The organism is Mycolicibacter sp. MU0102 (assembly GCF_963378105.1).
Taxonomy (GTDB): Bacteria; Actinomycetota; Actinomycetes; order Mycobacteriales; family Mycobacteriaceae; genus Mycobacterium; species Mycobacterium holstebronense.
On the sequence record NZ_OY726398.1, the window covers coordinates 3,955,717 to 3,969,338 of the forward strand.

Here is a 13,622-nt window from a genome sequence, read left to right on the forward strand (position 1 = left end):
TCGATCACTGCGGATGGCGCTGCATACCTCTGGCCGCGTATTGCCCGGCCGGGTAATCGGGTCAGGCCGGGGCGCCTGTTGCGCCAGCCTGACCGCCAGAACCGGCCTGGCCGCCTGAACCACCTGTCCCAGCGGCGCCGGCCGTACCGCCCGCGCCGCCCACTCCGGGGGTGCCGCCGTTGACTTCGACGACGCCGTTGGCACCGTTGCCGCCGACGCCGCCGTTGCCGCCGTCGCCGTTTTGGCTGCCCTGCGTAGTCGCAGGCCGGCCGTCTGAAGCGCCCGGACTGCTGGTGCCGGCGTCACCGCCGGCCCCGCCAGTGCCGCCGATGCCGCCGGTGCCGTTATTGCGATAGATGTCGCCGTTCGCACCCGCTCCGCCGTCGCCGCCGTACGCACCGTTGCCGCCGATTCCACCGGTGCCGATGCTTCCGGCGTTTCCGCCGTTACCACCGCGCCCGCCGTTGCCGCCATAGCCGTTGTTGGCGTCGATCCGGCCGGCCCGGCCGTTTCCACCGATACCGCCGTTTCCTCCGGAACCCGCCTGGCCAGTGGCAGCGCCGGCATTGCCACCGCTACCGCCATTGCCGCCGTTTCCGCCGTAGCTGTTGTTGGAGGTCGAGGTGCTGTCAGCACCGTTGCCTCCGTCACCGGCATTGCCGCCACTGCTGACGATCGGTCCGGCGGTGCCGACCGACCCGTTCTGCCCGCCGTTACCGCCGTTGCCGCCGTTGCCGCCGTAGCCGTTGTTGTAGCCCAGCTGACCGTCGTGGCCCTGACCACCGTTGCCGCCGTTACCGCCGGCGCCGGCCTGGCCAGTGCTGTTCGCGGCGTTTCCTCCGAAGCCGCCGTTGCCGCCGTTACCGCCGTAGCCGTTGTTGTAGCCGACTTGGCCGTCCGCACCGTCTCCACCGGCCCCACCGGTACCGCCGTTGCCCACCTGGCCGGCAGCGCCAACCGTGCCGGCCAGCCCCCCGGTCCCGCCGCGTCCGCCGTTGCCGCCGTAGCCGTTGTTGTAGCTGACTTGGCCGTGGGCTCCGGCGCCACCATCGCCGCCGACACCGCCGTTGCCGGCCGTGCCGGTGCCGTTGCCAGCGTTGCCTCCCAGACCACCGGTTCCGCCGGTGCCGCCTTGGCCGTTGTCGTACGTCACGCTGCCGGCCGCGCCGGTTCCGCCCGCGCCACCGTCGCCGCCGTTGCCGGCCACACCGCCGTGGCCGACGGTCCCGGCCAATCCACCGGTTCCGCCGTTGCCGCCCTGAGCTCCGGTGCCGCCGTTGTAGGCGCGCACACCGTCAGCACCATCGCCACCGGTACCCCCAGTACCGCCGTTTCCGACCTGGCCGGTGGCCCCTCCGGCGTTGCCACCGTTGCCACCGGTGCCACCGGTGCCGCCGTAACCGTTGTTGACCGCGAACTCACCCGTGGCACCCGCGCCGCCGGCACCGCCGTTGCCGCCAGCACCGACTCCGCCGTCCGAGCCCATGACCGACCCGCCCAGGCCGCCCTTCCCGCCGGTGCCGCCGTTACCGCCGTTGCCGCCGCGGCCGCCGCCGGACTGCATGGTGGTGGCGTCCGCGCCGTTGGCTCCGTTACCGCCCGTGCCGCCGGTGCCGCCGTTGCCGTGATCGCCGCCGTTGCCGCCGTTGCCGCCGGCACCACCGTTGGCCGCGGTCTGGCCGGTGGTGGCGGGAGGAGCCGGGGTGTAGCCAGCGCCGCCGTCGCCGCCGTTTCCGACAATGACTCCGGTGGGGGCACTGCCGGAGGTACCGGCCTGGCCACTGCCGTTCGAGCCGACTCCCGCCGTACCTGCGGCGCCACCGTGCCCGACGTTGCCGCCGTTACCGCCGTTACCGCCGTTGGTGTGGGTGGCGATTCCGGACGCACCGTTGCCGCCGTCGCCGGGGTTGGCGCCGTTACCCCCGCTGCCGGCATTGCCACCCGTGCCTTGCGCTCCGGCGCTGCCGCTGCCGTTATTCAGTGCGCCCGCCGCACCGCCGTCGCCCCCGTTGCCGCCCTGGCCACCGGCTCCACCGTTGCCGCCGTTGCCGCCGTTGCCGGTCCCGCCGTTGGCGAAGCTGCCGGTATTGCCGTCATTGCCCTTGCCGCCGGCGCCACCGGTAGCTCCGTGGCCGCCGTTTCCTCCGGACCCCGCATTTCCGGCTTGGGTGCCACTTGCTCCGCCTGCGCCACCCTGCCCGCCGGATCCACCGGTGCCACCGGTGTTGCCTGACGCCCCTGGGTTCTGGCCGTCTGCGCCCTGAGCACCCGTGGTCCCATCGCCACCGTGGCCACCGTTACCGCCATTGCCGCGGTCGCCGCCGTTGCCGCCAGCACCACCGTTACCGCCGTTGGTGCTCGCTGCAGCGTGGTCGTCACTGCCGGCGTCGTAGCCGTTGCCACCGTTGCCGCCGTTGCCGACGACACCGGTCACACCGCTACCGGCAATTCCCTCTTGGCCCGCATTGCCAGTACCTGCGCTGCCCCCGGTCCCGGCCGCGCCACGTTCTCCACCCGCGCCGGCCGCACCGGCGTTGCCGCCATTGCCGCCGTTACCGCCCGCGAGGTGAGCGGCGTCACCGGTCTTGCCATCGCCGCCATCGCCGGGCGTGCCGGCGGCGCCGCCGCGCCCACCATTGCCGCCGCTACCGTTGGCGCCTGCCACGCCGCCGGCTGCCGTGGAGGCTCCACCGTTGCCGCCCGTACCACCGGCACCGCCGGCACCGCCGTTGCCGCCGTCGCCGGCATTGCCGCCGTGGGCACCCGCCTCGGCGTTCCCATCGCCGGCTGCGTCGTAGCCGTCGCGGCCTTCGCCACCATTGCCGCCTTGGCCGCCGTTGCCGCCGCTACCGCCGGCACCACCGACTGCCCCGGTCCCCCCATGACCACCGGATCCTGCTGCGCCGCCCCTGCCGCCTTCTTGACCGTTGTCGCCGAGGTTGACTCCATTGAGGCCCTGGTAGCCGGCGCCGCCATCGCCGCCGGCACCGCCGTCACCGCCGTTGCCCTGAGTGCCGTTGAACCCGCTGGCGCTGCCATCGGCGTTCCGGCCGCCGTTGCCGGCCGCACCGCCGTTGCCTCCGTTGCCGCCGTTGGTCCCGGCGCCGCCGTTGCCACCCGGCGCGGTCGCCTGGCTGCCATCAACACCGTCAGCACCGCGACCACCGGCACCACCATTGCCGCCAACACCGGCCGTGCCATCACTACCCCCAGCAGCCTGACCACCACGCCCCGAGCCACCCACACCACCAACACCGGCGTTACCACCAGCGCCACCAGCGCCACCGGCCTCACCATCAATGGAGGTGTTGCCGTTGCTCAGACCATCACGACCCGCCGCCCCATCAGTGCCCGCAGCACCACTACCGGCGTTACCACCAACACCACCAAGGCCCTGCAAACCATCAGTGCCCGCAGCACCATCAGCAGCCCGCGTGCCATCACCACCAACACCACCAGCGCCCGCAGTGCCCGCCACACCACCGGCACCACCATCGCCACCAGCACCACCAGCACCACCAGCGCCGCCATCAAGACCAGCACCGGACTGCCCAACACCACTACCGCCGTGACCGCCGGCACCACCATCGCCACCGTTGCCACCACTGCCCGCGTTACCACCCACGCCACCAACACCGGCAACACCATCGTGGGCACCAGTACCGGCAACACCACCAGCGCCGCCAGCACCACCATTGCCACCACGACCGCCATCAGCGCCATCGCCACCGCGGTCACCAGCACCACCATTGGTCGATCCGGCCGTCCCGTCGCCACCGTTGGAACCAGCCCCACCATTGGAACCGACCCCACCATTGGCACCGTGACCACCAGCACCACCGACGCCACCATTGCCGCCATCACCATCAGAGGCGCGGGTCACCCCGTCCGCGGTCAGACCACCGTGACCACCATTGCCACCGGCACCACCATTGCCACCGGCGCTGCCATCAACAGCACCGGCGACGCCATCAACACCGTCAGCACCGCGACCACCGGCACCACCATTGCCGCCAACACCGGCCGTGCCATCACTACCCCCAGCAGCCTGACCACCACGCCCCGAGCCACCCACACCACCAACACCGGCGTTACCACCAGCGCCACCAGCGCCACCGGCCTCACCATCAATGGAGGTGTTGCCGTTGCTCAGACCATCACGACCCGCCGCCCCATCAGTGCCCGCAGCACCACTACCGGCGTTACCACCAACACCACCAAGGCCCTGCAAACCATCAGTGCCCGCAGCACCATCAGCAGCCCGCGTGCCATCACCACCAACACCACCAGCGCCCGCAGTGCCCGCCACACCACCGGCACCACCATCGCCACCAGCACCACCAGCGCCACCATTGCCGCCATCAAGACCAGCACCGGACTGCCCAACACCACTACCGCCGTGACCGCCGGCACCACCATCGCCACCGTTGCCACCACTGCCCGCGTTACCACCCACGCCACCAACACCGGCAACACCATCGTGGGCACCAGTACCGGCAACACCACCAGCGCCGCCAGCACCACCATTGCCACCACGACCGCCATCAGCGCCATCGCCACCGCGGTCACCAGCACCACCATTGGTCGATCCGGCCGTCCCGTCGCCACCGTTGGAACCAGCCCCACCATTGGAACCGACCCCACCATTGGCACCGTGACCACCAGCACCACCGACGCCACCATTGCCGCCATCACCATCAGAGGCGCGGGTCACCCCGTCCGCGGTCAGACCACCGTGACCACCATTGCCACCGGCACCACCATTGCCACCGGCGCTGCCATCAACAGCACCGGCGACGCCATCAACACCGTCAGCACCGCGACCACCGGCACCACCATTGCCGCCAACACCGGCCGTGCCATCACTACCCCCAGCAGCCTGACCACCACGCCCCGAGCCACCCACACCACCAACACCGGCGTTACCACCAGCGCCACCAGCGCCACCGGCCTCACCATCAATGGAGGTGTTGCCGTTGCTCAGACCATCACGACCCGCCGCCCCATCAGTGCCCGCAGCACCACTACCGGCGTTACCACCAACACCACCAAGGCCCTGCAAACCATCAGTGCCCGCAGCACCATCAGCAGCCCGCGTGCCATCACCACCAACACCACCAGCGCCCGCAGTGCCCGCCACACCACCGGCACCACCATCGCCACCAGCACCACCAGCGCCACCATTGCCGCCATCAAGACCAGCACCGGACTGCCCAACACCACTACCGCCGTGACCGCCGGCACCACCATCGCCACCGTTGCCACCACTGCCCGCGTTACCACCCACGCCACCAACACCGGCAACACCATCGTGGGCACCAGTACCGGCAACACCACCAGCGCCGCCAGCACCACCATTGCCACCACGACCGCCATCAGCGCCATCGCCACCGCGGTCACCAGCACCACCATTGGTCGATCCGGCCGTCCCGTCGCCACCGTTGGAACCAGCCCCACCATTGGAACCGACCCCACCATTGGCACCGTGACCACCGGCACCACCGACGCCACCATTGCCGCCATCACCATCAGAGGCGCGGGTCACCCCGTCCGCGGTCAGACCACCGTGACCACCATTGCCACCGGCACCACCATTGCCACCGGCGCTGCCATCAACAGCACCGGCGACGCCATCAACACCGTCAGCACCGCGACCACCGGCACCACCATTGCCGCCAACACCGGCCGTGCCATCACTACCCCCGGCAGCCTGACCACCACGCCCCGAGCCACCCACACCACCAACACCGGCGTTACCACCAGCGCCACCAGCGCCACCGGCCTCACCATCAATCGAGGTGTTGCCGTTGCTCAGACCATCACGACCCGCCGCCCCATCAGTGCCCGCAGCACCACTACCGGCGTTACCACCAACACCACCAAGGCCCTGCAAACCATCAGTGCCCGCAGCACCATCAGCAGCCCGCGTGCCATCACCACCAACACCACCAGCGCCCGCAGTGCCCGCCACACCACCGGCACCACCATCGCCACCAGCACCACCAGCGCCACCATTGCCGCCATCAAGACCAGCACCGGACTGCCCAACACCACTACCGCCGTGACCGCCGGCACCACCATCGCCACCGTTGCCACCACTGCCCGCGTTACCACCCACGCCACCAACACCGGCAACACCATCGTGGGCACCAGTACCGGCAACACCACCAGCGCCGCCAGCACCACCATTGCCACCACGACCGCCATCAGCGCCATCGCCACCGCGGTCACCAGCACCACCGTCAAGCGAACCCGCAGTCCCATCGCCACCGTTGGAACCAGCCCCACCATTGGAACCGACCCCACCATTGGCACCGTGACCACCGGCACCACCGACGCCACCATTGCCGCCATCACCATCAGAGGCGCGGGTAAGACCGTCTGCCTGTAGGCCGCCTTGGCCGCCGTTGCCACCGGCGCCGCCGGCACCACCCGCGGTGCCATCGATTGCGCCGTTGGTGCCGTTGGTGCCGTCGAGGCCGGTGCCGCCGGCCCCGCCGTTGCCGCCCTTGCCGGCGGTGCCATCACTGCCTGCTGCGGCGGTGGTGCCGTTACCGCTGTCGCCGCCGGCGCCGCCGGTGCCGGCGTTGCCGCCCTTGCCGCCGTCTTGTCCGGCATACCCACCGGTGTGCTCGGTGGTGCCATTGGCGCCATCAGCACCATCAGCACCGGTGCCGCCGTTGCCGGCGTTCCCACCAACACCACCAATACCGTGGGCGCCGGTGCTCGAGCCGGTACCGCCGACCCCACCGGCACCGCCGGTGCCACCGTTGCCGCCGCGGGTGCCATCAGCACCCGGGGTGGCCCCGTTGCTGCCGTTGAAGCCGCTACCACCGCGGCCCCCACCGCCACCAGCTCCACCGGCACCATCAGCGGCCGCCGTGACCCCATCGGCTTCCAAGCCACCCGTGCCGCCGTTGCCGCCGGCCCCGCCGGCACCACCGGCAGTGCCATCGGGGTTGGTTGCGTTGCCGTTCACACCATCAAGACCGGTACCACCGAGGCCACCGGCACCGCCCTTACCCGCTGCGCCATCACTGCCGTTCGCCGCGGTCGTGCCGTTACCACTGTCACCACCGGCGCCCCCGACACCGGCGTTACCACCGGCGCCGCCGTCACCACCGGCATAGCCGGCGGTGTGCTCGGCGTTGCCGTTGGCGCCGTTCGCCCCGGCGGCGCCGTTGCCACCGTTGCCGGCGTTACCACCGACCCCACCAGCACCATGGACACCCTCGATCGTGCCGCTGCCGCCGACACCACCGGCGCCGCCGGCGCCACCATTGCCACCGCGAGTGCCATCAGAGCCCGGCTCATCCCCGTTAGTCCCGTTGAGGCCGTTACCACCGCGGCCGCCCAGGCCACCGGCACCACCATTGCCCGTCGTCGCCTGCGTGCCATCGGTGTTCAGACCACCGGTGCCGCCGTTGCCGCCGGCCCCACCCGCGCCGCCCGCAGTGCCATCGGGGTTTTCGGCGGTGCCGTTGACCCCATCAAGGCCCGTGCCGCCGTGGCCACCGTTGCCACCGATCCCGGCGACGCCATCGGCGCCGCTGGCCGAGGTAGTGCCGCCGCCGCTGTCGCCGCCGGTACCGCCCTTGCCGGCGTTGCCACCATTGCCACCGTCCTGGCCGGCGAACCCGCCCGCATGCTCGCTATCGCCATCGGCGCCGTCGCCACCATCAGCGCCGTTACCACCATTGCCGCCGTTACCGCCCAAACCGCCAACACCGTGAGCGCCTTCGACCGAACCGTGACCGCCCTGCCCGCCGTTGCCGCCGGCACCGCCATCACCAGCGTTGGTGCCATCACCACCGGGGCCATCGCCGTTGTAGCCGTTGAAACCGTTACCGCCGGCGCCGCCATCACCACCAGCACCACCCACACCTTGGGCGGCCTGGGCGCCATCGGCGTTCAAGCCACCGGCGCCACCCTCGCCGCCGTGGCCGCCGTGGCCACCACCGGTGCCATTAATGCTGCTCGCGACACCATTGGTGCCCAAGAAGCCATCCCCACCGGCCCCACCATTGCCACCCACCGTGGCCGACCCATCGAGACCATCGGTGGCCTGGCCACTGCCATCACCGTTGGCACCGCCGGTGCCGCCGGCACCGAAGTCCCCGCCGCGGCCGCCGGCACCACCATTGCCGGCATCGGGATGCTCGGCGCTGCCGGCCGCACCCTGGCCGCCAGCACCCGCGTTCCCGGCGTTGCCGCCATCCCCGGCGGCCCCGCCGGCACCCGAAGTGCCCGCGTTGCCGTGCGCCGCGGTTCCCGCAGCACCGCCGGCACCACCATTGCCACCGGCACCACCGGAGCCGGCGTCGCCGCCGGCGCCGCCCTTGCCATCCCCGCCGTCGGCGAACGACCCGGTTACGCCGTCGGCGCCGCGGCCGCCGCCACCACCGGCCGCGCCCTTACCACCAGCACCACCGGAGCCGGCGTTACCGGCTACCGAACCACCCGAGCCACCCGCACCACCGACACCACCATTGCCGCCGGTGCCACCCGAGATCCCGGACGCACCCGGGTAGGCGCCATCGGCGCCGGTTGCGCCCGCAATACCGTTACCACCAACACCGCCAGAAGCGCCGTTGCCGTGAGCGCCACCATTGCCCCCGGCGCCACCGGCACCACCCGAGGTGCCATCGCCGTTGGCCAAGACCCCGGTGCCGTGACCGCCGTTACCGCCGACACCACCGTTGCCACTGATCCCGGTCGGGACCAGACCATCGGCGCCCGGACGGCCCGCGTTGCCCCACATCCAGGACATGAACTTCTCACCCGCGGCCCCACCTAGGCCGGCGATGGTGCCGATCTGGCCACCATCACCGCCAGCACCACCATCACCACCGCCGAGGGCGCCATCACCACCGGCACCGCCAGCGCCACCGTCGCCGGCCAAGCCCGCATTGCCCCCCGCTCCGCCATCACCGGCAGCACCGAAGTGCCCACCCACACCACCCACGCCACCACGGCCACCGGCGCCACCATCGCCACCGACCCCGCCGACGCCACCATTGCCGCCCAGATCATCGACACTGACCGCGCCGGCACCACCAGCGCCGCCGGTGCCACCGGTGCCGCCGGCACCACCAGCGCCGCCGATACCACCGAGACCGAGCACGAACCCGGCCGCGCCACCGGCGCCACCATTGCCACCCAGGCCACCGATCAGCCCGTCACCACCATCGGTGCCATTCAGCGCCGCCAACACCCCATCAATACCCGCGGCACCCGCGGCACCGACCGCGCCCGCACCACCGGCGCCCCCAGCGCCACCGAAACCGATCAAGCCCGCGACATCACCACCGGCGCCACCATTTCCGCCGGCCAGCAACGCGTCAATCGAGGCCCCACCCGCACCACCAGCGCCGCCATCACCGAACAACCAGCCACCCACACCACCAGCGCCGCCATCGGCACCCTCAAAACCCGCACCGCCGGTGCCGCCGTTGCCGAACATGCCCGCAGCGCCACCGACGCCACCGACACCCCCAGCGATCCCGGCCACACCCGCAGCACCGGCGCCACCATCACCGAACAAGAAGCCGCCATCACCGAGGTTTCCAAACCACCCCGTAGCCCCCAACAACGAGTCATTGGACCCGGTGAACCCATCGACACCGTTACCGATCAACTCCCGACCGAACAAGTCCACAAACGGCTGGTTGATCAAGTCCAAAAACTGCTGATTACCAGCAATGAAGTCCTGCGTCAGGTCATACAGCGGCAGATACAGGTCCTCGTGGTAGAACGACGCCACCGCCAGATCGAACTGCTCAAAAGCATCAAACAAGAAGTTGCCCGCATCCGCAGCACCCGGATCGGCCCACCCCGCCCACAACGCCGAACCCGGATCGGTCAACTCCGACCAAAACACCGGATCCAACAAATCAAAACCATCAGCCGACGCCACCGGCGACGACCCCACCCCAAACCCCAAAAACACCGCCACAACACTCGACGCAGCAGCTACGCGATGCCCCACGCGCGGACCGGACGAACGAACAACGTCGCCGCACATCTGCCGGCCCTTCGAACGGCCAAGGGCCTTGCTGTTGTGCTGACGAGTCACGTCTTACCTGCTCTCGGACCGGCGTGTCCTCAACCTGAGGAAGCGGACAGATTCCGCGAAGACGGAAGCTACCGGCGAGTAGCGGGGCCCGCCACTCGAAAATGGAGAGAAGTGTCCTGTCGTGGACAAAGCGCGACCGAAACAGGCCTAAAACGCCTGGTCGTATTCACTTCAGAAATGAAGTCCATCACTATGGACTGAAAAAGTGAAATCACTCATAGGCTTACTAACGGAAACGTCAATTTGGGCCAAGAAAAGAGGCCTCAGTCCTTCGACGACCGACCAATCCGGACTGCCCTAGGGGGCCTAGGGTAACCCGTACGCGACTTTCGTCCACTTGACTGCCATCTTCGCCACCATGGGTTTTCCGGCGGCGTTCCAGCCAAGAAGCGAGGATGGGGTCTGCCGACGTCACCGACTAGCACGTCCGCGCGCCGGCACACCTGACTCTCAGATCCCGACGGGTCGAGCTACGTAGTGGACCAGGCGACCTCGCCTGATAAGCGAAGAACGAATCACCCCGGATGTGACGGCCGACGAAAGCCGCTGAACATTCGTGGCGACGGCGTCAAGAAGTGAGGTCCCGCCGTGTCAGCGGCTCGCCACCATGGTGTGCAGTTCGTCGACGGTCCAGGGCGAAAAGCGCTGATGATCGCGGTAGCCGAGCACCGCGGGAACCGGGCGTTCGAAGCGGCCCAGGAAGCCACCCGAGGCCAGGAAAACCGATCCGCTCACTTCGGCGGACAAATCGCTGGCCAGGTAGGCGTACAGCGGGGCGACGTAATCGGCGGGGGCTGGATCAAGCGAAGCCCGCATGCTGATCTCATCCAACAGGCCTCTGGCGTTCAGGTCTCGGATGTGTTCCTCATAGTCGCCTCCGGTGGACAACCGTGTCTTCGCGCCCGGACAGACGACATTCGCCCGCACCCCGTGGGGCGCGAGTTCCGCGGCCACCGCCAGGGTCAGTCCGTTGATCGCGCCCTTGCCGGCGGGATATCCGGTGCCGCCGTAATCGCCCAGAAATGCCACCGACCCGCTGTTCACGATCGAGCCGCGGCGCTGCTCAACCATGATCGGCGCGGCCGCCCGGCAGGTCTGAAAAGCCGTGCCCAAATGTGCGTCGAGCAGGCCGTGGAACTGCTCGGTGGACACCGACAGGATCGAGGAGCCGGGGGGTTCGGCGACGCCGGCGCAGTTGATCAGCACGTCGACGCTGCCGTACTCCTCCCGACAGGCCTGGACCAGTGCCACGGCGGTCGCCTCGACATGGGCCGCGCCGGCCAGGCCGACGGCCCGCCCACCCGCTGCGGTGATCGCTTCGGTGGTGTCCTGCACCGCCCCCGGGTCCCGGCCGTTGACCACCACTCCGGCACCGCAGCCCGCCAGCAGCAGCGCCACCGCTCGGCCGATGCCGCGGCTGCCGCCGACCACAACGGCGCCCCGCGCGGCGAGCAGGTCCTGGGTCACTCGCCCTTCTGCTTATCCAGCACGGCTGCGACGTTGGCCTTCTTGTCCTCGCCCTTGCCCGCGGCAGCGGCCTTGTTGCGCTTGGCAATCACCTTCTCCACCACGGCGTTCAACCCGGATCCGCGTGGGAAGCCGACGTAGTGGGTGATGAAGATGGCCATCTCGCGCAGCTCGTCCTCGGTCAGCTCACCGTTGTGCAGGGCGGCGTTGACCTGGATCTCGGCCAGGTCCTTCTCCCCCACCGCGGTGACCACCGTCAGCGTCATCAGGCGCTTGTCGCGCATGGAAAGCCCCGGGCGGCTCCAGATCCGGCCGAACAGGTGGTCGGCGGTGAGCGCGAAGTACTCACCCGGCATATCGGGCATGTCCCAGGCGTAGACCTCGTTCATCTTGGCCAGCCCGGTACGGCGCAGTTCGTCCATCAGATCTCTCCCGGTTCTTGAAAAGCGGAGTCCTCGGTGTGCGGCACGCCCAGACCGGCGGCGAGTTCGGCGAGCGCCACCTGGGCGAGCGGAAGGTCGACCCCGGTGGCCTGTCCCAATCCCAGTGCGAGACTGAGGTCTTTCTCGCCGAGTCCCCGGGTGTGGGTGAAGGCGTTGTACAGGAAGTGGTCCGCCGGCAGCGGTGCAGTCGAGTCCAGCAGCATGATCGCGCCGGGGCCGCCGGTGAGCGCATCGGTGTGGCGCACCACCCGGCCCAGCGCCTGCAGATCGAGTCCGGCCGCCTCGGCCAATTTCATGGCTTCGCCGGCCGCCGCGTAGGCAGTGAACGTCAACATGTTGCGTGCCAGCTTCATTCGGGTTCCAGCGCCGGGCTCCCCGGCGTGGATCACCAGCGATGCCCACTGCTTGAATGCCGGCTTGATCTGCTCGTAGACCGCCCGATCGGCACCGACCATGGTGGCCAGTTGGCCCTTCTCGGCCGCCCCGGCACCACCGCTGACCGGCGCGTCGATGACGTGAATGCCCTGCGGCTTGAGTTCCTCGGCCAGCTCGGCGGCCGTGGTGTCGGCGATCGTCGAGTGGATCGCGATGACGGTGCCCGGCTTCGCGGCGGGCACCAGCTCGGCGACCACCTGTCGTACCTGGGCGTCGTCGAGCACCGTGATGCTGATGATGTCGGCGTTCGCCCCGACCTCGGCGACGCTGCCCGCAACGCTGGCCCCGGCCTCGGCCAGTGGCGTCATCGCTTCGGTCCGCAGGTCGAATATCGTTACGCCGCCGGGCCAGTCGACCAGACGCTTGGCCATCGGCGCCCCCATATTGCCGAGGCCGATGTAGCCAAGACGGGGCTGCTGTTCCGGGCTGCTCATGAGCGGATGATCTGTCCGCCGTCGACGTTGAAGATCTGGCCGGTGATCCACGACGCCTGCTCCGACAGCAGGAACAGGCACATCGGGACGAGATCCTCGGGCGTGCCCATCCGGGCCAGCGGCAGCTGCTGCACCATCTGCTTGACGATGGCCTGTGGGGTGGTGACCCGGTTGGCCTCGGTGTCGATCGGGCCGGGTGCGATCGCGTTGATCCGGATGTTGCGCCAGCCCAGCTCACGGGAGAGCTGCTGAGTCAGGCCGTTGACGCCGACCTTGGCCAGACCGTAGAAGTTGGAGTACACCCATGCCGCGGTGGAGGACTGGTTGACGATCGCGCCGCCGCCCCGCTTGGCCATGTGCTCGTAGACGGCTCGCGTGCAGATCAGTGCGCCGTCCAGATTCACCCGCATGAAGTTCTCGTAGTAATCCCACGGCACGGTCAGCAGGCCGTCGAGCTTCATCCCGCCGAAGATCGCGGCGTTGTTGACCAGGTAGTCGATTCCGCCGAACTCGGCCACGGCCGCATCCGCCATGGCCTGCGCCGATTCCAGGTCGGAGACGTCGACGCGCACCGCGATCGCCTTGCCGCCGTCGGCAACGATCTGGTCGGCCACGGTCTTCGCGCCGTCGATGTTGATGTCAGCGACCACCACCGCGGCGCCGTCGGCGGCGAGGGCCTGGGCATAGGCCTGCCCGATACCGCCACCAGAGCCGGTGACGATAGCCACCTTGTCGTCGAATTGGCCCATCTGCTTGTTCTCCTTGATC

General features: G+C 69.7%; 5 protein-coding genes. All 5 read right to left on the bottom strand.

What is annotated here, in order from left to right; genetic code table 11:
- Positions 1-61 precede the first annotated feature (61 nt).
- Positions 62-9,949, bottom strand: coding sequence for a hypothetical protein (locus RCP37_RS18710; RefSeq protein ID WP_308484475.1), 9,888 nt, complete (start codon positions 9,947-9,949; stop codon positions 62-64).
- A 717-nt stretch (positions 9,950-10,666) separates the two neighbouring features.
- Positions 10,667-11,542 (bottom strand): SDR family NAD(P)-dependent oxidoreductase, encoded by an 876-nt coding sequence (locus RCP37_RS18715; RefSeq protein ID WP_308484476.1) that lies wholly within the window; start codon positions 11,540-11,542, stop codon positions 10,667-10,669.
- Positions 11,539-11,964 (bottom strand): carboxymuconolactone decarboxylase family protein, encoded by a 426-nt coding sequence (locus RCP37_RS18720; protein ID WP_046286453.1) that lies wholly within the window; start codon positions 11,962-11,964, stop codon positions 11,539-11,541. The genes RCP37_RS18715 and RCP37_RS18720 overlap by 4 nt, the downstream gene beginning before the upstream one ends.
- Entirely contained in the window at positions 11,964-12,854 is an 891-nt protein-coding gene (locus RCP37_RS18725) for an NAD(P)-dependent oxidoreductase (protein WP_308484477.1), read from the bottom strand. The genes RCP37_RS18720 and RCP37_RS18725 overlap by 1 nt, the downstream gene beginning before the upstream one ends.
- Positions 12,851-13,603, bottom strand: a complete 753-nt coding sequence (locus RCP37_RS18730; RefSeq protein WP_308484478.1) for an SDR family oxidoreductase — start codon at positions 13,601-13,603, stop codon at positions 12,851-12,853. The genes RCP37_RS18725 and RCP37_RS18730 overlap by 4 nt, the downstream gene beginning before the upstream one ends.
- Positions 13,604-13,622 lie beyond the last annotated feature (19 nt).